The sequence below is a fragment of the Pseudomonas sp. GW456-12-10-14-LB2 genome, assembly GCF_002884345.1.
GTDB classification, from domain to species: Bacteria; Pseudomonadota; Gammaproteobacteria; order Pseudomonadales; family Pseudomonadaceae; genus Aquipseudomonas; species Aquipseudomonas paraglycinae.
In genome coordinates this window covers 70,227-89,007 of the sequence record NZ_POHV01000007.1, presented here as the reverse complement: position 1 = coordinate 89,007, position 18,781 = coordinate 70,227, and the positions used below count along the sequence as shown (strand labels likewise).

The following is an 18,781-nucleotide window of genomic DNA, read 5'->3' as shown; positions in this document are numbered from 1 at the left end:
CCAACGGAAAAACCGGTAAGGACTTTATGTGCGGATTAGCTGGCGAGTTACGTTTTGATCAACAACCTGCAAACCTTGCAGCCATTGAGCGAATCACCCATCACCTGGCCCCTCGCGGCCCCGACGCGTGGGGCTTCCATGCCCAGGGGCCGATTGCCCTGGGCCATCGACGCCTGAAAATCATGGACCTGTCGGACGGCTCGGCGCAGCCGATGATCGACAGCCAACTGGGCCTGTCCCTGGCCTTCAACGGCGCGATCTACAACTTCCCGGAACTGCGTGCAGAACTCGAAGCGCTCGGTTATGCGTTCTACTCCGGCGGCGACACTGAGGTGCTGCTCAAGGGTTACCACGCTTGGGGCGAAGCGCTGCTGCCGAAACTCAACGGCATGTTCGCCTTCGCCATCTGGGAGCGCGATGCCCAGCGCCTGTTCATCGCCCGCGACCGTCTCGGTGTGAAGCCGCTGTACCTGTCGCGCACCGGCCAGCGCCTGCGTTTTGCCTCGGCTCTGCCGGCGCTGCTCAAGGGCGGTGACATCAACCCGATCCTCGACCCGGTGGCGCTCAATCATTACCTGAATTTCCACGCCGTGGTGCCTGCGCCGCGCACCTTGCTGGCCGGCATCGAAAAGCTGCCGCCAGCGAGCTGGATGCGCATTGAAGCGGACGGCAGCACCGAGCAGAAAACCTGGTGGACCCTGCCCTACGGCCCACACGACGACGAGAAAAACCTGACCCTGGAAGACTGGCGCGACCGCGTGCTCGACAGCACCCGCGAAGCCGTGGCAATCCGCCAACGGGCGGCAGTGGATGTCGGCGTGCTGCTTTCCGGCGGCGTCGATTCGAGCATGCTCGTCGGCCTGCTGCGCGAAGTCGGCGTAGAGAACCTTTCGACCTTTTCCATCGGTTTCCAGGATGCCGGTGGCGAACGCGGTGACGAGTTTCAGTATTCCGATCTGATCGCCAAGCACTACGGCACTCAGCACCATCAATTGCGCATCGACGAAAGGGAAATTATCGAACAACTGCCCGCTGCGTTCCGCGCCATGAGCGAGCCGATGGTGAGCCACGACTGCATCGCCTTCTATCTGCTGTCCCGCGAAGTGGCCAAGCACTGCAAGGTTGTACAGAGCGGCCAGGGCGCCGACGAGTTGTTCGCCGGTTATCACTGGTACCCGCAAGTCGACGGCGCGGCCGATCCGTATGCGGCCTATCGCGAAGCGTTTTTCGACCGCAGCTACGACGATTACGCCGCCACGGTGCAGCCGAAATGGCTGACCGCCAATGACGCTGCCGGTGACTTCGTGAAGGAACATTTCGCACAGCCGGGCGCCGATGCGGCGGTCGACAAGGCCCTGCGCCTGGACAGCACGGTGATGCTGGTGGACGACCCGGTCAAACGCGTCGACAACATGACCATGGCCTGGGGACTGGAAGCGCGTACGCCGTTTCTCGACTATCGACTGGTGGAATTGTCGGCCCGTGTTCCGGGCAAATTCAAACTGCCGGACGGCGGCAAGCAAGTGTTGAAAGAAGCCGCGCGACTGGTCATCCCGAGCGAAGTGATCGACCGCAAGAAAGGTTACTTCCCGGTGCCCGGCCTCAAACACTTGCAGGGCGATACCCTCAACTGGGTGCGCGAACTGCTGCTCGATCCGAGTCAGGATCGCGGCCTGTTCAACCCCGCCATGCTCGACAAACTGCTGACCGATCCACAAGGCCAGTTGACCCCGTTGCGCGGCTCCAAGCTGTGGCAACTGGCGGCTTTGAACCTGTGGCTCAGCGAACAAGGAATCTGATCGATGAAACCTCACGCCACGGCTTACAGCCAACGGCTACTACGCGGTCAGACACCGTCCTACGAACGCTTGCAGGCGCGTCTGGCCGAGGACGGCAGCGAGCCGGCCGCCGAGCCGATTGCGGTGCATTGCGGCTGGGGCCGGTTGCTGATCGGCCACACTTTTCCCGATCCGGCCAGCCTTGCCCGGGAACTGCTCAACGAACAACCGGGCGAACGCGACATTGCCTTGTACGTCGCGGCGCCGCAGCAGATTCTCGGCCTTGAGCCGACCCAACTGTTTCTCGACCCGTCCGACACCCTGCGCTTGTGGTTCAGCGATTATCGTCAGGCGACCAGGGTGTTTCGCGGCTTCCGTATTCGTCGCGCGCAAAGTGACGCGGACTGGCAGGCGATCAATCAGCTGTATCAGGCGCGCGGCATGTTGCCGATCGATGCCACCCTGCTCACCCCGCACCATCAGGGCGGCCCGGTGTACTGGCTGGCGGAAGACGACGACAGCGGCGCGGTGATCGGCAGCGTCATGGGCCTCAATCACCAGAAGGCCTACAACGACCCGGAAAACGGCAGCAGCCTGTGGTGCCTGGCGGTCGACCCGCAGTGCTCGCGTCCCGGTGTCGGTGAAGTATTGGTGCGCCATCTGATCGAGCATTTCATGAGTCGCGGTCTGAGCTACCTCGATCTGTCGGTGCTGCATGACAACCGGCAGGCGAAAAATCTCTACGCCAAACTCGGTTTTCGCAACCTGCCGACGTTCGCCATCAAGCGCAAGAACGGCATCAACCAGCCGCTGTTCCTCGGTCCGGGGCCGGAGGCGCAGTTCAACCCTTACGCGCGAATCATCGTCGAGGAAGCCCATCGACGCGGCATCGATGTGCAGGTGGATGACGCCGACTCCGGACTGTTCACCCTCAGTCATGGTGGGCGCCGGGTGCGTTGCCGTGAATCCCTGAGCGACCTGACCAGCGCCATCAGCATGAACCTGTGCCAGGACAAAAGCCTGACCCACAAAGTATTGAAAGCCGCCGGACTGAATGTGCCGTCGCAGCAGTTGGCGGGAAATGCGGACGACAATCTGGCGTTTCTCGATGAGCACCAGCGAGTGGTGGTCAAACCGCTGGATGGCGAACAGGGCCGAGGCGTGGCGGTGGATCTGCAGACCATCGAGGACGTGCAGAAGGCCATCGAAGCGGCCAGGCAGTTCGACACTCGCGTGCTGCTGGAAAGCTTTCACGAAGGCTTCGACCTGCGGATTCTGGTGATCGGTTTCGAGGTGGTTGCAGCGGCGATCCGCAGGCCGGCGGAAGTGGTCGGCGACGGTCATCATTCCATCGGCGCGTTGATTGAAGCGCAGAGCCGACGCAGACAAGCAGCCACCAGCGGCGAAAGCAAAATCCCGCTGGACCACGAAACCCAGCGAACCCTGCATGCGGCCGGTTACGACTACAGCAGCATCCTGCCGGCCGGTGAGCATCTGTTCGTGCGGCGCACGGCGAACCTGCATACCGGCGGCACGCTGGAAGACGTCACGGCGATTCTGCACCCGACCCTGGCCGAGGCTGCCGTGCGCGCGGCTCGGGCGCTGGAGATCCCGATGGTCGGCCTCGACCTGATGGTGCCGGCGGCGGATCAACCGACGTACGTGTTCATCGAAGCCAACGAACGGGCAGGGCTCGCCAACCATGAGCCGCAGCCGACGGCGGAGCGGTTTGTCGATCTGCTGTTTCCGCACAGTCAGCCGGCCGTTTGATCTCTCTTCAGCGTCATTCCCGCGTTCAACGCGCGAATGACGCCCCGCAACAGGAGTCTCCATGACCACCCAAATTCCCGAACCGGATCTGAACTACCTGCAGAAAGTCCTGCTGGAAATGCTCGCCATCCCGAGCCCGACCGGGTTCACCGACACCATCGTGCGCTACGTCGCCGAGCGTCTGGAAGAACTCGGCATTCCCTTCGAGATGACCCGTCGCGGCACGATCCGCGCCACCCTTAAAGGCAAGAAAAACAGCCCCGACCGTGCGGTCTCGGCGCACCTGGACACCATCGGCGCCGCCGTGCGCGCGGTGAAGGACAACGGGCGTCTGACCCTGGCGCCGGTGGGTTGCTGGTCGAGCCGGTTCGCCGAGGGCAGTCGCGTCAGCCTGTTCACCGACAACGGCGTGATTCGCGGCAGCGTGTTGCCGTTGATGGCGTCCGGGCATGCCTTCAATACGGCCGTGGATGAGATGCCGATCAGCTGGGATCACGTCGAGCTGCGTCTGGACGCCTACTGCGCGACCCGCGCCGATTGCGATTCGCTGGGCATCAGCGTCGGCGATGTGGTGGCCTTTGACCCACTGCCGGAGTTCACCGAAAGCGGTCACATCAGCGCCCGACATCTGGACGACAAAGCCGGTGTCGCCGCGCTGCTGGCAGCACTGAAAGCCATCGTCGACAGCGGTCAGGAACTGATGATCGACTGTCATCCGCTGTTCACCATCACCGAGGAAACCGGCAGCGGCGCAGCAGCAGCGTTGCCGTGGGACGTCAGCGAATTCGTCGGCATCGACATCGCCCCGGTCGCGCCGGGCCAACACTCCAGCGAACACGCGGTGAGCGTGGCGATGCAGGATTCCGGCGGGCCGTACGACTATCACCTGTCGCGGCACCTGTTGCGTCTGGCCGGCGAGCACGAACTGCCGGTGCGCCGCGACCTGTTCCGCTATTACTTCAGCGACGCCCATTCGGCGGTCACTGCCGGTCACGACATCCGCACCGCCCTGCTCGCCTTCGGCTGCGACGCAACCCACGGCTACGAACGCACACACATCGACAGCCTGGCGGCGCTCAGTCGCCTGCTGGGGGCGTACATTTTGAGTCCACCGGTGTTCGCCAGCGATGCGCAACCGGCCACCGGGTCACTGGATCGCTTCAGTCACCAAATCGAGCACGAAACGCAGATGGAGAGCGACACCCGTGTGCCGTCGGTGGACAGCCTGGTGGGGCAACGCTCGGACGGTTGAGTCTGGCCCTCGGCGATCATTCGCCGTAGCATCCCGACATTGATTTAGCCGAGGTGCCCATGCTGATTCCCCACGACGCGCTCGAAGTCGACACCCTCACCCGCCTGATCGAGGATTTCGTCACCCGCGACGGTACCGACAACGGTGACGACACGCCGCTGGAAACCCGCGTATTGCGGGTTCGCCAGGCGCTGACCAAAGGCCAGGCGTTGATTGTTTTCGATCCGGAAAGCGAGCAATGCCAGTTGATGCTCAAGCACGACGTGCCCAAGCACCTGTTCGACTGAAAACGGTCAGCGGCCCTTGCCGCTGGCCTGTTTGCGCTGGATCCGTTCGTAGACCTCGGCGCGATGCACGCCGATCTGCTCCGGCGCTTCGACGCCGAACCGCACGCTGGAGCCGTTGACCGCCAGAACGCGCAGAGTGATGTTGTCGCCGATGGAAATCAGTTCACCGACAACACGGCTGAGTACAAGCATGGGGGTTGTCCTTCAAGGTTTGCGAGCCTCGAAGATGCGCGGGTTTCGACCGCCCTACAATGCACGCCGGGCAATTCAGTCATTCCCTACGCATCAGGTCGCGCAAGCCTTCAGACGTTTCCTTCAGGGCTGAAAGATTCAGCTCGCGGAAAACCGTGGCCCGAACAGGATCACACTCGCCCCGATCACACACAAAGCCACACCGATCCAGTCCGAACCCAGCGGCCGGATACGTTCGACCACCGCCAGCCAGCCAATCGAAGCAATGATGTAGATGCCGCCATACGCGGCGTAGGCGCGACCGGCGTAAGTCGCTTCGACGCGCGTCAACAGCAGCGCGAACAGGGTCAGGCTGATCAGCGCCGGGATCACCCACAAGGCGCTCTTGCCCTGGCGCAGCCACATCCAGAACGCGAAACAGCCGGCGATTTCGAACAGCGCGGCGAGGAAGAACCACAGGTAGTTGAGCATGCAAGACATCTCGTCAGGGTGACTGTTGCGGCCACCCTAACGATGCGGCGAACCCCGGGCAAGTTCAGCCGTTGTTCTGTTTGGCCTTGGCGCGCATCTTTTCGGCCATCGCGGTCATTTCGTTGTACAGCAGCTGCGGATTCTTCTGTTTGAGCGCCCAGGCCATACGCCCTTGTTCGTGAGGCAGGATCATGAACTCGCCGGCCGCGACTTGCTTGTAGATGTAGTCGGCAATATCGCTGGCGGTGATGGGCGAACTTTCCAGCAACTTGCCGACCTGGGCTTTCATCGCCGGCGTCGGGCCACGGAAGGAATCCAGCAGATTGGTCTGGAAGAATGACGGGCAGACCACATGAACCCCGACTTCCTGTTGGGCCAGTTCGATCAACAGACTTTCCGACAGCGCCACTACCCCGGCCTTCGCCACGTTGTAGTTGCTCATCGCCGGCCCCTGCATCAGCGCGGCCATCGAGGCGATGTTGATGATCTTGCCCTTGCTCAGTTCCAGCAGCGGCAGGAACGCCTTGCAGCCCTTGACCACGCCCATCAGGTTGATCGCGATCTGCCAGTCCCAGTCCTCCAGCGACAGTTCGCTGAAGAAACCGCCCGAGGCCACACCGGCGTTGTTGACGATGATGTCGATGCCGCCAAGTTTCACTTCGCAGGCCTGGGCGAACGCCGTTAGCTGGCTGTAATCGCGCACGTCGCAGCGCTGGATGAAGCCGTCGCCGCCAGCCTCGCGAACCAGTTTCAGGGTCTCTTGCAAACCGGGTTCGCTGACGTCGGACAAGGCCAGTTGCCAGCCTTCACGCGCCCAGCGCAGCGCGATTTCGCGACCCAGGCCTGAGCCCGCGCCAGTGATCATCATGCGATTTTGCATAGCAGACAGCCTTGTTGTTCCGGGGAAGATGCGCGGAGTGTAGCGAAGGATCCGCAGCGACCCACGCTCCATCAGATTGCTGAATGGCGAGGGCAAACCGCAACAACAAACGAAATAAGCAGGCGAGCCAAATACCTTAAAAAAACATTGAATTTTCTTTCATGTGCACCAGTCGGAATTAACAAGCCGGCTGGATTTAATTCAACTTCCAGCCGCCCTTGAACACCAAGACTTAACAGACACTATCAACAAGGAAATAGACATGGGCACAATTTTAATCATTATCCTGATCCTGTTGCTGATCGGTGGTCTGCCGGTCTTCCCGCACTCCAGAAGTTGGGGTTATGGCCCATCGGGCATTATCGGCGTAGTGCTGGTAGTCCTGTTGGTGCTGTTGTTACTCGGTCGGATATGACTGTTTGACCGACAAAAAAAGAGGCCCTTCAAGGGCCTCTTTTTTATGGTGCCGACTGATCAGTCCGGCTTGCCGTTAATCACACCGGCGGTGTTGTCCATCAGGCTCTTGGTCGCCGTTTGCAGGAACGCTTCGAGCTTGAGTTTCAGCTCGGCTGTGCGCGGAGCATCCGGTACCACTTCAGCGTGCGGGTTGGCACCCAGCTCGTACTGATAGATCTTCGGTGCCATTTCCTTCTCTTTCGGCAGCACCAGGATCTGGTCGGCGGTGACGATGGCGGTGGTCTGCTCGCTGCCCGACGGCTTGATCACACCGAAACCGGTGTCACCCTGCGGCAGGTTCAGCAGATCGCGGCCCCAGCACTGATGGCGCACTTCGCCACCGAGGCGACCCATGATGGTCGGCACGATGTCGATCTGAGTGCCCACGGTGTGGTCACGGGTACCGAATTTTTCCTGGATGCCCGGTGCGATCATCAGCATCGGCACGTTGAAGCGGCCCAGGTCCATTTCGGTGATCTGACGCTCGTTGCCGAAGCCGTGGTCGCCGACGATGACGAACAGGGTTTCCTTGAAGTACGGCTCCTTGCGGGCTTTCTCGAAGAACTGGCCCAGCGCCCAGTCCGCGTAACGCATGGCGGTCAAGTGCTCGTTGAGCGTGCCACGATCCGTCACGCGCTCGACCGGCAGCGGCGTCGGCAAGGCGTACGGCGTGTGGTTGGACAGGGTCTGCAGCAGCGCGTAGAACGGCTTGCCGTTTTCCCGTGCCTTGAGCTCCACCAGACCGCGGTCGAACATGTCCTGGTCGGACACGCCCCAAGTCGGATCGGAGAACACCGGGTTCACGAAGTCGTTGCGGCCGACGAAGTTGGTCATGCCCTGGTTGCTGAAGAAACCGGACTGGTTATCCCAGGCAAAATCACCGTTGTAGACGTAGACATCGTCATAGTCACGAGCGCTGAGCAACTGCGGCAGGCCGGACAGCTTGTGGCTGCCTTCCGGGGTCTGCATCAGGTATTCGAAACCCGGCAGGTTCGGGAAACATGCCATGGTGGCGAACATGCCCTGGTGGGTGTGGGTGCCGTTGGAGAAGAAACGGTCGAACAGCAGGCCTTCCTTCGACAGCTTGTCGAGGTACGGCGTGATGTTGCCCGGCGCGCCCAGAGCACCGACCGAGTGACCGGCCATGCTTTCCATGAGGATCACGACGACGTTCTTGATCGGCAGGGTCTTGTCGGCAGGCGGCGTGTATTCACGACGCACGGCGGCGATATCGGCATCCACCAGTTTGTCGTCCGGCATCACCAGCATCTCGCGGACCACTTTCTGCGCCTGATCCTGCGGCAGCGTGGCTTTCCAGATGTTGTCGCGATCCTCGCCCATCCGGTCCTTGGCCGCCGCGATCAGCGACAGCGTGCCGTTGAGGCCGAGCTGGTTGGCGAAGTTCGATTCGGTGGTATACACGTCCCCCCAACGCAGCGGCGGGCCTTGACGCAGGGTGCCACGAGCGGCCACCACACAGACCAGCAGACATACTACGAAGACAACCAGACGCGCATACCATGGCGCCACTTGACGGGTGCCGACGTTGCCACCGCTGAACGGGCCACGCGGACGGGTCAGACGGTCGGCACCCTTGAACGCCAGGGTCAGGATCAGCGTGCCCACGGCCCAGGCCAGCAGATAACGCACCACCGGGAAACCGTACCAGAGCATGCTCATCACGGTTTTCGGGTCTTCCTTCACGTACTGGAACACCAGGCCGTTGAGGCGCTGGTGGAACTCGCGATAGAAGTCCATCTCCATCAGACCGAGGAACAGTGCAATGCTCGAAGCAACGGTCAGCCACAGACGGAAGAAACCGCGGGCCGCCATGGCCCGGGCACTGAACAGCGCCAGCACCAGCGGAATGCACAGGTACACCACCAGACGCACATCGAAGCGCAGGCCGTTGGCGAAGGCTTCGAGGAAGGTCGAGGCCGGGGTGTCGAGGATCATCTCGCGGTTGTAGACCAGCAGCGCGAGGCGCAGCACGGAAAACATCACCATCATGACCAGCGCGCACAGGAGCGTGTAGGCCAGATGCGATTTGACGGTCGGTTGCAGCAGGCGACTGGAAGATCGCTGCTGACTCAGGGCGTCCGGGTTTGCCATGTCGTTTTAGGACCCATTGGAAGTTGAAGTTGCAAAAATTCAGCTGCGCCCTGCCCTCTGTTGGCCATTCCAGGCCCCGGGGCTTGCGCGGAGCGCAAATGTTGCACGATCACCGGCGGCATTGCCATTGATTAGTGCCCGTTGCCGGACGCTTTCATTCAAGGCACGGCGCACCGGGACAGGTGCAGACAGCGCGGGCGAATTGTCTTGGAGACTTTGTGAAAATTTCGTCCAACGCATATCTGGAAACACAATAAACCCGGAAAACAAAACGCCCCGAGTTCTTCGGGGCGTTTACAGATGAACGCGACAGTTACTTCTCGGCGCGTTCTTTCAAGGCTTTGAGGGTGTTGAACGGTGCATCGACCACAAACTTGTTGGCGATCATCGACGGCACGCTGCCGCCCGGCTCGGTGTGAACCTGATAGGTCACTTCAACCTGGTCGCCTTTTGGTACGAACTTCCAGAAGCCTTTGACTTGAGCAACCCGCACAAAGCCCTTTTCTTCAGGCAGGTACTTCGGCACGCCTTCCAGATTACGGGTAAGGCTGCCATCGGCGCCTTCAACAGTGGTGACATGCAGAATCGAATCGCGCGGAGTCACCGGCCATGGCGTGTTGAACTGAGTGTAGGTCCAGCTCTGGTCGCCTTCGTGCTTGAGCAGTTTCTGGGTCTTGCATTCGTGAATCCAGGCGCAGGCACCGGAAACGTCTTCCTGCAAGGCGCGCAGTTTGGCGATGGTGGTCTTCATCACGGTCACGCCCTGATAAGACTTGTAGTCCGAACCCGGCACTTCGCTCAGGGAGACCTTGATGCCGTCCTCATTCTTGGCGACTTTCCAGTCTTCAGCCTGGGCGGCCGAGGTGGCCAGCACGGCCGTCAAACCACACAACACAGCGATACGATGCAGCGAACCCATAGTCTTATTCCTTATTGTTGAAGTTCCGTTCGTTTGACACATCACGCCGCCGTCATCTGCTCCCACCAGCCGAGCAGTCTGATCGCGTCGTCCTGGCTGCTGCCGCAGACTTCGGGATCGGCCTTGAATCCTGAACAGACCGCTGGACGTTCCGGTCGGCCGAAAATGTTGCACAGGTTATCGACCGACAACTGAACGCAGCGTTCACCGGCAGGTTTGCCATCGGGCATGCCTGGAATCGGCGAACTGATGGAAGGGGCAATGCAGCAGGCGCCACAGCCTTCACGGCATTTCATGACGACGCATTCCTCGCAGCGGGCAATGTGTTAAAGGGACGCGGAACAGGGTAACCGCTTAAACGGCTGTTTTAAATTGCCTGAACCGGCGTTTTTACGCAGAAACGAAAGTGACTGACCAGTCTCCGACAAAGCGTCTGGTCTGCGGGTCACCAATGGGGACGATTTATTGCTTGAACTCGAAATCCAGCGCCGCGCCTTCGACTTCCCGACGCTCCTCATTGCGCAGTTGCAGCTGCATTTCGTTGCTGAGCAGACGGCCGTTGAGCTGAAACCCGTTGTTCTTGTCACCGAACATTTGCGGCAGAATCGGTTCGCGTTTGGGCAGCGTCACGGAGCCAGGTGGTTTCAATTCCTGAACCATATCTTTGGGCAGGCTCAAATCGAGTTTCGCGGACGGCAACGGCGTCTTGGCCACTTCTTTTGCCGACTTCGACTTGGAAGCGACCGGTGCGCGCTTCTTGGCTGGAGCAGCCTTTTTCTGCGGTGTTTTTTTCGCTGGAACGGTTTTCTTGGCCGTGACCGGTTTTTTCGCGGTAGCGGTGGCCGGCGTCTTTTCCTGCGCCGCAGCCGCCAAAGCGCCGGGCACATGCCCCATCAACAGCAAGCAGAACACGACCCAGGCGGCAGAAAATTTCGCTTTCATGAACCCAACGAAGCTAACGGCAGATAGCCATATGCTCGCCTGTTGGACGTCACATGACAAGCGCCCTCAATGTTTCAAAACCCGCCGGCCATCTCCTGGCAGAGCTGGGTCGCCAGCATCCCGAGGGTCATCAGCGCCCGTTCCGCCTCGCGATTCCACGGGATGCCGCAGTTCAACCGGATGCAGTGGTTGAACTGTTCGGTGTTGCTGAAGATCAGGCCTGGCGCAATGCTGATGCCCTGTTGCAGCGCTCGCACGTGCAATTCCTGGGTGTTGACCCGCCCTGGCAGACTGACCCATAGAATGAATCCACCGGTCGGCCGGGTCATCTGAGTGCCTTCCGGAAAATACTGCTGAACCGCCAGCTGGAATGCGCTGAGATTTTTTCGGTATTCCTGGCGGATGTACCTTAAATGCCGGTCATAGCCGCCGTTTTCCAGGTACGCCGCGATGGCCATTTGCGTGACGCTGCACGCCGAATGGGTGCTGAAAGTCTGCAAGCGCTGGATTTCCTGCTGGTACTTGCCGGCGATCATCCAGCCGATGCGCACACCGGGCGATAATGTCTTGGAAAAACTCGAGCAGTAGATCACCCGATCGAGCCGGTCGTAGGCTTTGAGTGATTTTGTGCGACCCTGTTCGAACATCAACTCGCCATAGATGTCGTCTTCGACGATCTGGATATCGAAGTCCGAGGCCAGTCTCAGCAATTGCTTCTGCCGTTCTTCCGGCATGGTGCCGCCGAGTGGATTGCTCAGACGGGTGGTCAGCACCAGCGCCTTGATCGACCATTGGTTGGCCGCCAGTTGCAGGGCTTCGAGGCTCATGCCGGTGGCAGGATCGCTGGGAATCTCGATGACTTTCAGGCCCAGCAGGTCAGCCAGTTGCAGCAACCCGTAATACGTCGGTGATTCGGCGGCGATCAGGTCACCGGGGCGAGTCAGCACCCGCAACGACATCTGCAAGGCGTCGACGCAACCGTGGGTGATCACCACTTCCGAAGGGTCGACGACAACGCCTGCATCACGCATGCGAATCGCCACCTGGCGGCGCAGCGGCTCGAAACCCGGGCTGAACATGTAGCTGAACGCCCGAGGGCTGTGAAAGCGGGTGACCTTGGCCAGCTGCTGATGCAAGGCGCGCACCGGCAGGTAATCGACACTCGGCACCGCCGCACCCAGCGGGAACACGCCTTCACGACGGGATTCGACCAGCACTTGCTGAATGATGCTGCTGCGGGTGACCAGGCCTGGCCGTTCGACCCGGGCAATGTCCGGCGTGGGCGCCGTCAGTGCGGGAGTCTGGTGCACGTAGTAACCGGACTGCGGCCGCGCGCGGATCAGGCCCTGATCCTCGAGATTGGCGTAAGCCTGCAACACCGTGGCATGGCTGACGTTGAGCTGCGAACTCATCTTGCGCACCGAAGGCACGCGCTCGCCCGGTTGATAGACGCCACGGCGGATATCTTCGGCCAGCTGTTGAGCAATACGTTGGTAGAGCAAGAGATTGGTCATGACGCAGCACTCGATTTCACGGGCGTTTTATTCTTGTGTGAAACAATACCGGAACAGTTTGGAAGTGTACTGGGACAGTTGCCATATTAGTCAACCATACAGTGCTGTGTCGGTTAAATCTGTACTGCTTTGTGAGGTAATCGACAGACGTAAAAAAGCCCGGTGCTGCCTGACAGCCCGGGCTTTCCAGTAACGCCACCCTCAGCGGGTGGCGCCGAGCTGGCCTTTTTCGTCGGAGAACACGATTTCCACCCGACGGTTCTGCGCACGCCCACGCTCGGAAGCGTTTGCGTCCACCGGGTATTCGTCGCCGTAGCCTTCGACCTGAATGCGTTTTTCGTCGATGCCCAGATCCGTCAGCACGTCCGCTACCGACTGCGCGCGATCGCGGGACAGCTTGAGATTTTCCTGCTTGCCGCCGGTGCTATCGGTGTAGCCCTCGATGCGCACGACGCGTTTCGGGTTGAGTTGCAGAAATTGCACGATCTTCAGCACCACGCGGTTGGCCGAATTTTTCAGTTCGGCTTCGCCGGTATCGAACAGCACGTCACCCAGGGTCATTACCAGGCCACGGTCGGTCTGGGTGGTGGCCAGCGCAACGATCTGCTCTTCCAGCCATTTGCCCTGCTGTTGCACGCTCAGCAGTTTCGACTCGCGCAGGGCCAGTTGCAGGCGCTGGCGTTCAAGTTCCAGTTTCGCTGCGCGTTCTTCGTTGAGCACCTGATTGGTGTGCTCACGGGCGATTTCGCTGTAGCGCTGACTCAGGTAGGCGTAATGCACCACGTCCGAGCCGCTGCCCCAGTACGTCGACAGACGATCGGCACGGGCCAGGGACTCACCGGCGCGAATCACGTCTTTCGGCGCGATACGCAGCACGTTGGAATCTTCCTTGACCTTCTGGAAGTCGGTGCTGGCCTGCTGCAATGCGGATTCACTGTGCTGACCGGCGCAGCCGTACAGGCTGGCGCAACCGGTGAGGATCAGAGCGCCGAGGGTTTTGGACTTCAGGCTCATTGGGCATCCCCCAGTTGCTTGCGCAGTCGGACGATGCGGGTGTTGAGCACATTCACTTGCTCTTCGCTCTTCTGGGTCAACACTTTGGCTTCCGCCAGACGGGCGTCGAGTTCGGCCTGTTCGAGGCGCATCCGCGCATTCTTGTACGATTCGCCGGCCATGCTGCCCTTGGCCCGGTTGAACTTGTCTTCTGCCAGTTTCATTTCCGGCACGTCTTCAGCGGTGGCGCCCACGGCTTTGGCTTGCTCAAGGGCCTGCTCGGTCAGGCGCATTTGTTCGTTGGGTGCCGGATCGCTGGCGCAACCGGCCAGGGCCAGAACGGCCATGGCCGCGAAAAGAAGTCGATTACTCACTAAGAATCCCTACTGTTTTGGGGCGCTGACAGGTGGTTGCGGCGGCTGTTGCTGCTGCGCCTTCCAGCGCTCGATGTTGCGTTGCAGCGCGGCTTCCGTCAGGCCGGACGCGGGCAATTCTGTCATCTTTTTGGCCAGCTGTCCGCGCAACCACGGATCGTTGCAGGCCGAGTTGTGCGAAACCGCGAGGAACAGACCGGGGCGGTCGATGGGTTGTTCAAAAGCCAGCAGATCATTGGCCATGCCCAGTGCCTGCGCGGCTGCCATGCCCGAGTAGCGACCGGCGAGTACATATTCCACCTCGCCCAGCAGAAGTTTCTGAAACGCCTGGGTCAGGTTTGCCGTACGGGTCAGGGTCAATTGCTGCTCGGCGAAAGTGCCGAATGCCGGGGTCATTCGAGACTTTTCCGACAAGCCTCCTTGATGGTCCTGGAGATCCTTCGCTTCGCTGTAGACCAGAGTCGACCCCTTGCGGGTCCAAACTAGATAGTCGTTTTCCAGCAACGGCGGGTGAATGTAGTCGAGGTTTTCCAGCTCGTTGAAGGTCAGCGGCGCGTCAGCCAGCATGTCCATGCGCCCGCTGCGCACCTCGTCGAGGGCCTGGGAACGCTTGCCGGCGTACAGCAGATCGACTTTGATCCCCAGCTCTTTCGCCACCTGTTGCAACAGGTCAGCACTGGCACCGATCAGTTGTTTGGGGTTCTGCGGATCCTGCCAGAGATACGGCGGTGCATCCGGGCTGCCGGTGACGACCAGCCGCTCGCACTTGCCCGCCGCCAACGACAGGCCCGGCAACAATGCCAGCCCCAGTAACCACGAGCAGTCCAACCGACGATGCAGATCCATGGCGAAACGCTCCCACTCAAATCCGAGACAAAAAAAAGCCCGACCAAAAGGTCGGGCTCTTTATAAGTGAAGCGGCCGGATTAGACCAGCTTCTCCAACTCAGGTACGGCTTCGAACAGATCCGCCACCAGGCCGTAATCGGCCACCTGGAAGATCGGCGCTTCTTCGTCCTTGTTGATCGCAACGATCACTTTGGAGTCTTTCATACCGGCCAGGTGTTGGATCGCGCCAGAGATACCGACGGCGATGTACAGCTGTGGCGCAACGATCTTGCCGGTCTGACCGACCTGCATGTCGTTCGGTACGAAACCTGCGTCGACCGCGGCGCGGGAAGCACCAACGGCAGCGCCCAGCTTGTCGGCCAGAGCGTACAGGTGTTTGAAGTTGTCGCCGTTCTGCATGCCGCGCCCGCCGGAAACGACGATCTTGGCAGCGGTCAGTTCAGGACGATCGGACTTGGCCAGCTCTTCGCTGACGAAGCTGGAAGTGCCGGCGTTGTGAGCAGCAGCAACGGATTCAACCGAAGCGGAACCGCCTTCAGCGGCAACCGGATCGAAACCGGTGGCACGCACGGTGATCACTTTGATCGCTGCGGTCGATTGCACGGTAGCGATGGCGTTACCGGCGTAGATCGGACGCTTGAAGGTGTCAGCGCTTTCTACCGAGATGATCTCGGAGATCTGGTCAACGTCCAGCTGGGCGGCAACGCGCGGCAGGATGTTTTTGCCGTTGGAAGTAGCGGCAGCCAGGATGTGGCTGTAGCCAGCGCCCAGTTCGGCTACCAGCGGAGCAACGTTTTCCGGCAGCTGATGCGCGTAGGCAGCATTGTCAGCGTTCAGGACTTTGCTCACACCCGCGATTTTCGCGGCGGCTTCAGCCACGGCGCCAGCGCCCTGGCCTGCAACCAGAACGTGAATGTCGCCGCCGATTTTGGCAGCGGCAGCCACGGTGTTCAGGGTGGCCGGAGCCAGCACCTTGTTGTCGTGTTCGGCGATTACCAAGATAGTCATGATCAGATTACCTTCGCTTCGTTTTTCAGTTTCTCGACCAGTTCAGCCACCGACTTGACCTTGATGCCCGCGCTGCGTGCAGCCGGCGCTTCGACTTTCAGGGTCTTGTTGGTGGAGGCGGTGGAAACGCCCAAAGCGTCCGGAGTCAGCACTTCGAGAGGCTTCTTCTTGGCTTTCATGATGTTTGGAAGGGACGCGTAGCGCGGCTCGTTCAAACGCAGGTCGGTGGTGACGATCGCTGGCAGTTTCAGGGAAACGGTCTGCGCGCCGCCGTCGATTTCGCGGGTCACGGCAACGCTGTCGCCGGAAACTTCGACTTTCGAGGCAAAAGTGCCCTGACCGTAGCCGCTCAGTGCAGCGAGCATCTGGCCGGTCTGGTTGTTGTCGCTGTCGATGGCCTGTTTGCCCAGGATCACCAGCTGAGGCTGTTCCTTGTCGACCACGGCCTTGAGCAGCTTGGCCACGGCCAGGGAAGTCAGGTCTTCAGCGGATTCGACGAGGATGGCGCGGTCGGCACCCAGAGCCAGTGCGGTACGCAGCTGTTCCTGAGCGGTGGACGGGCCGATGGAGACGACGACGATTTCAGTCGCAACGCCTTTTTCTTTCAGGCGTACGGCTTCTTCCACTGCGATTTCGCAGAACGGGTTCATCGACATCTTGACGTTGGCGAGGTCTACGCCGGAATTGTCCGCCTTGACGCGAACCTTGACGTTGTAATCCACAACGCGTTTGACAGCTACAAGAACCTTCATGGATTCCTCGTTACTCTCCGGTGAAAAGAAAGTCGCCTAGGCGAACCTGGCGGTTGATGCTCATCGGGCACAAGGGCACCTCTAAAAACGCCGGCTGAGCGGGATGACCGTTCGTCAGTCGTGACCGACGAGTCATGCCGCTTCGCGGTGTGTAAACTGCGCGCCGAACCTGCGCTGCGCATCACCGGTTACCGCCTACGCCCTGTCTTTAGAGGTGCTCTTGAAACCACCATTCAGCCTACGGCGAGCGCAAAACCGCCCGTATCTTGACCGGAACGCCCATTCTGGTCAATACGCCAAAATGCCCTGTCATAAGCCGCGCTTCTTTGATTTCTCTGGGCTGGAGCCGATTCAAACAAACGTTTGTATTGGACGCTAAGAGTGGTGTAGATATAATGCGCCGCCTAGAGAGAAAGGTGGTTTGCCCATTATTACCCTTGACGTTAACGTAAAGGCAATAACGGATACGACACCGAACCTCCAAATTAGAAAAAAAACTGTTGAGCCTTGAGTAGGAGATAGCCTGTGGAACGCGAATACATGGAATTCGACGTGGTCATCGTCGGTGCCGGCCCCGCTGGCCTGTCCGCCGCCTGCCGTCTGAAGCAGAAGGCCGCCGAAGCCGGTAAGGAAATCAGCGTCTGCGTGGTCGAAAAAGGCTCCGAAGTCGGCGCGCACATCCTGTCCGGTGCCGTATTCGAACCACGGGCCCTGAACGAACTGTTCCCGGACTGGAAAGAACTCGGCGCTCCGCTGAACACGCAAGTCACCCGCGATGACATCTTCGTGCTGAAAAACGCCGAAAGCGCGCAAAAAATTCCTGACTTCTTTGTGCCCAAGACCATGCACAACGAAGGCAACTACATTATCTCCCTCGGCAACCTGTGCCGCTGGCTCGCTCAGCAGGCCGAGAACCTGGGCGTGGAAATCTACCCGGGCTTCGCCGCTCAGGAAGCGCTGATCGATGAAAACGGCGTGGTGCGCGGAATCATTACCGGCGACCTCGGCGTCGACCGCGAAGGCCATCCGAAAGAAGGCCTGTACACCCCGGGCATGGAACTGCGTGGCAAGTACACGCTGTTCGCCGAAGGCTGCCGTGGCCACATCGGCAAGCAACTGATCAAGCGTTACAACCTCGACAGCGATGCCGACGCCCAGCACTACGGCATCGGCCTGAAGGAAATCTGGGAAATCGACCCGGCCAAACACCAGCCAGGCCTGGTGGTGCACACCGCCGGTTGGCCGATGGACATCATGGGCACCGAGAACACCGGCGGCTCCTTCCTCTATCACCTGGAAAACAACCAGGTGGTGGTCGGTCTGATCGTCGATCTGTCCTACAGCAACACCTACCTGTCGCCGTTCGACGAATTCCAGCGCCTCAAGCATCACCCGGTGCTCAAGCAATATCTGGAAGGCGGCAAGCGCATCAGCTACGGCGCTCGCGCAATCTGCAAGGGTGGCCTGAACTCGCTGCCGAAAATGGTCTTCAAGGGCGGCGCGCTGATCGGTTGCGATCTCGGCACCCTGAACTTCGCCAAGATCAAGGGCAGCCACACCGCGATGAAGTCCGGCATGCTCGCCGCCGAGTCCGTGGCCGACGCGCTGTTCGCTGAAAAGGACGGCACCGAAGAGCTGACCACCTACGTCGACGCGTTCAAGAAGAGCTGGCTCTACGAAGAACTGTTCGCCAGCCGCAACTTCGGCCCGGCGATCCACAAGTTCGGCGCTATCGTCGGCGGCGGTTTCAACTGGCTGGATCAGAACATCTTCGGCGGCAAACTGCCGTTCACCCTGCACGACACCAAGCCGGACTACGCCTGCCTCAAGCTCGCGGCCGACTGCAAGAAGATCGACTACCCGAAACCCGACGGCAAGATCAGCTTCGACAAGCTGAGCTCGGTGTTCATCTCCGGTACCAACCATGAAGAAGAACAGCCGTGCCACCTGAAACTGACCGACCCGACCATCCCGCTGAGCAAGAACCTGCCGCTGTATGACGAGCCGGCACAGCGCTATTGCCCGGCCGGCGTGTATGAAGTGATCACCAAGGAAGACGGCGAGAAACGCTTCCAGATCAACGCCCAGAACTGCGTGCACTGCAAGACCTGTGACATCAAGGATCCTTCGCAGAACATCACCTGGGTGACGCCGGAAGGCGCCGGCGGCCCGACCTACCCGAACATGTAAGTCGAATTGCTGAACATCAAGGCTCCCGAAACGGGGGCCTTTT

At 60.3% G+C, this 18,781-nt stretch carries 19 protein-coding genes; 6 read left to right on the top strand and 13 right to left on the bottom strand.

Annotated elements, in window-relative coordinates; translation table 11 throughout:
- Positions 1-26 precede the first annotated feature (26 nt).
- The 4 genes from C1X29_RS06550 (at position 27) to C1X29_RS06535 (ending at position 5,087) form a co-directional block, all read left to right on the top strand.
- Positions 27-1,799, top strand: coding sequence for an N-acetylglutaminylglutamine amidotransferase (locus C1X29_RS06550; protein ID WP_102717091.1), 1,773 nt, complete (start codon positions 27-29; stop codon positions 1,797-1,799).
- Positions 1,800-1,802: 3 nt separating this feature from the next.
- Positions 1,803-3,548: an N-acetylglutaminylglutamine synthetase gene (ngg, locus tag C1X29_RS06545; protein WP_102686492.1), complete on the top strand. Its 1,746-nt coding sequence runs from the start codon at positions 1,803-1,805 to the stop codon at positions 3,546-3,548.
- Between the two features lie 61 nt (positions 3,549-3,609).
- Positions 3,610-4,800 (top strand): osmoprotectant NAGGN system M42 family peptidase, encoded by a 1,191-nt coding sequence (locus tag C1X29_RS06540; protein ID WP_085745028.1) that lies wholly within the window; start codon positions 3,610-3,612, stop codon positions 4,798-4,800.
- Positions 4,801-4,859: 59 nt separating this feature from the next.
- Complete coding sequence (locus C1X29_RS06535) at positions 4,860-5,087, top strand: YheU family protein (protein ID WP_003172962.1); 228 nt, start codon at positions 4,860-4,862, stop codon at positions 5,085-5,087.
- A 6-nt stretch (positions 5,088-5,093) separates the two neighbouring features.
- On the opposite strand, the gene csrA is transcribed toward C1X29_RS06535, so the two are convergent.
- The 3 genes from csrA to C1X29_RS06520 form a co-directional block, all read right to left on the bottom strand.
- On the bottom strand, positions 5,094-5,279 hold the full coding sequence (gene csrA, locus C1X29_RS06530) for a carbon storage regulator CsrA (RefSeq protein WP_039770603.1): 186 nt from the start codon (positions 5,277-5,279) through the stop codon (positions 5,094-5,096).
- 138 nt (positions 5,280-5,417) lie between these two features.
- Complete coding sequence (locus C1X29_RS06525) at positions 5,418-5,750, bottom strand: YnfA family protein (protein WP_007950874.1); 333 nt, start codon at positions 5,748-5,750, stop codon at positions 5,418-5,420.
- Between the two features lie 64 nt (positions 5,751-5,814).
- Positions 5,815-6,630, bottom strand: a complete 816-nt coding sequence (locus tag C1X29_RS06520) for an SDR family oxidoreductase (protein ID WP_102717090.1) — start codon at positions 6,628-6,630, stop codon at positions 5,815-5,817.
- Between the two features lie 256 nt (positions 6,631-6,886).
- Here C1X29_RS06520 and C1X29_RS06515 point away from each other — a divergent pair, with 256 nt between their 5' ends.
- Positions 6,887-7,045: a DUF3309 family protein gene (locus C1X29_RS06515; protein WP_169432680.1), complete on the top strand. Its 159-nt coding sequence runs from the start codon at positions 6,887-6,889 to the stop codon at positions 7,043-7,045.
- Between the two features lie 59 nt (positions 7,046-7,104).
- On the opposite strand, the gene C1X29_RS06510 is transcribed toward C1X29_RS06515, so the two are convergent.
- The 10 genes from C1X29_RS06510 to C1X29_RS06465 form a co-directional block, all read right to left on the bottom strand.
- Positions 7,105-9,198: an LTA synthase family protein gene (locus tag C1X29_RS06510; protein ID WP_085745030.1), complete on the bottom strand. Its 2,094-nt coding sequence runs from the start codon at positions 9,196-9,198 to the stop codon at positions 7,105-7,107.
- Between the two features lie 313 nt (positions 9,199-9,511).
- Entirely contained in the window at positions 9,512-10,117 is a 606-nt protein-coding gene (locus C1X29_RS06505; protein WP_007950871.1) for an START domain-containing protein, read from the bottom strand.
- Between the two features lie 41 nt (positions 10,118-10,158).
- Positions 10,159-10,413 (bottom strand): YkgJ family cysteine cluster protein, encoded by a 255-nt coding sequence (locus tag C1X29_RS06500; protein WP_085745031.1) that lies wholly within the window; start codon positions 10,411-10,413, stop codon positions 10,159-10,161.
- Between the two features lie 166 nt (positions 10,414-10,579).
- The gene (locus tag C1X29_RS06495; protein WP_085745032.1) at positions 10,580-11,059 is read right to left on the bottom strand and encodes a translation initiation factor 2; all 480 of its coding nucleotides are present in this window, start codon (positions 11,057-11,059) and stop codon (positions 10,580-10,582) included.
- Positions 11,060-11,133: 74 nt separating this feature from the next.
- Positions 11,134-12,573, bottom strand: coding sequence for a PLP-dependent aminotransferase family protein (locus C1X29_RS06490; RefSeq protein WP_007950868.1), 1,440 nt, complete (start codon positions 12,571-12,573; stop codon positions 11,134-11,136).
- A 201-nt stretch (positions 12,574-12,774) separates the two neighbouring features.
- Positions 12,775-13,587: an OmpA family protein gene (locus C1X29_RS06485; RefSeq protein ID WP_085745033.1), complete on the bottom strand. Its 813-nt coding sequence runs from the start codon at positions 13,585-13,587 to the stop codon at positions 12,775-12,777.
- Positions 13,584-13,940, bottom strand: coding sequence for a DUF4398 domain-containing protein (locus C1X29_RS06480; RefSeq protein ID WP_173892743.1), 357 nt, complete (start codon positions 13,938-13,940; stop codon positions 13,584-13,586). The genes C1X29_RS06485 and C1X29_RS06480 overlap by 4 nt, the downstream gene beginning before the upstream one ends.
- Positions 13,941-13,949: 9 nt before the next feature.
- On the bottom strand, positions 13,950-14,786 hold the full coding sequence (locus C1X29_RS06475; protein WP_102686493.1) for an ABC transporter substrate-binding protein: 837 nt from the start codon (positions 14,784-14,786) through the stop codon (positions 13,950-13,952).
- 80 nt (positions 14,787-14,866) lie between these two features.
- On the bottom strand, positions 14,867-15,796 hold the full coding sequence (locus tag C1X29_RS06470; RefSeq protein ID WP_085647477.1) for an electron transfer flavoprotein subunit alpha/FixB family protein: 930 nt from the start codon (positions 15,794-15,796) through the stop codon (positions 14,867-14,869).
- A gap of 2 nt (positions 15,797-15,798) precedes the next feature.
- Positions 15,799-16,548: an electron transfer flavoprotein subunit beta/FixA family protein gene (locus C1X29_RS06465; protein WP_003226982.1), complete on the bottom strand. Its 750-nt coding sequence runs from the start codon at positions 16,546-16,548 to the stop codon at positions 15,799-15,801.
- Between the two features lie 525 nt (positions 16,549-17,073).
- Here C1X29_RS06465 and C1X29_RS06460 point away from each other — a divergent pair.
- Positions 17,074-18,738: an electron transfer flavoprotein-ubiquinone oxidoreductase gene (locus tag C1X29_RS06460; RefSeq protein ID WP_102717089.1), complete on the top strand. Its 1,665-nt coding sequence runs from the start codon at positions 17,074-17,076 to the stop codon at positions 18,736-18,738.
- The last annotated feature ends 43 nt before the right edge of the window (positions 18,739-18,781 follow it).

Coding starts and splice junctions, on each gene's coding strand:
- C1X29_RS06550 (WP_102717091.1), top strand. CDS start 27: ATGTGCGGATTAGCTGGCGAGTTACGTTTTGATCAACAACCTGCAAAC.
- C1X29_RS06485 (WP_085745033.1), bottom strand. CDS start 13,587: ATGAGCCTGAAGTCCAAAACCCTCGGCGCTCTGATCCTCACCGGTTGC.
- C1X29_RS06510 (WP_085745030.1), bottom strand. CDS start 9,198: ATGGCAAACCCGGACGCCCTGAGTCAGCAGCGATCTTCCAGTCGCCTG.
- C1X29_RS06465 (WP_003226982.1), bottom strand. CDS start 16,548: ATGAAGGTTCTTGTAGCTGTCAAACGCGTTGTGGATTACAACGTCAAG.
- C1X29_RS06475 (WP_102686493.1), bottom strand. CDS start 14,786: ATGGATCTGCATCGTCGGTTGGACTGCTCGTGGTTACTGGGGCTGGCA.
- C1X29_RS06540 (WP_085745028.1), top strand. CDS start 3,610: ATGACCACCCAAATTCCCGAACCGGATCTGAACTACCTGCAGAAAGTC.
- C1X29_RS06495 (WP_085745032.1), bottom strand. CDS start 11,059: ATGAAAGCGAAATTTTCTGCCGCCTGGGTCGTGTTCTGCTTGCTGTTG.
- C1X29_RS06500 (WP_085745031.1), bottom strand. CDS start 10,413: ATGAAATGCCGTGAAGGCTGTGGCGCCTGCTGCATTGCCCCTTCCATC.
- C1X29_RS06525 (WP_007950874.1), bottom strand. CDS start 5,750: ATGCTCAACTACCTGTGGTTCTTCCTCGCCGCGCTGTTCGAAATCGCC.
- csrA (WP_039770603.1), bottom strand. CDS start 5,279: ATGCTTGTACTCAGCCGTGTTGTCGGTGAACTGATTTCCATCGGCGAC.
- C1X29_RS06505 (WP_007950871.1), bottom strand. CDS start 10,117: ATGGGTTCGCTGCATCGTATCGCTGTGTTGTGTGGTTTGACGGCCGTG.
- C1X29_RS06520 (WP_102717090.1), bottom strand. CDS start 6,630: ATGCAAAATCGCATGATGATCACTGGCGCGGGCTCAGGCCTGGGTCGC.
- C1X29_RS06490 (WP_007950868.1), bottom strand. CDS start 12,573: ATGACCAATCTCTTGCTCTACCAACGTATTGCTCAACAGCTGGCCGAA.
- C1X29_RS06535 (WP_003172962.1), top strand. CDS start 4,860: ATGCTGATTCCCCACGACGCGCTCGAAGTCGACACCCTCACCCGCCTG.
- ngg (WP_102686492.1), top strand. CDS start 1,803: ATGAAACCTCACGCCACGGCTTACAGCCAACGGCTACTACGCGGTCAG.
- C1X29_RS06470 (WP_085647477.1), bottom strand. CDS start 15,796: ATGACTATCTTGGTAATCGCCGAACACGACAACAAGGTGCTGGCTCCG.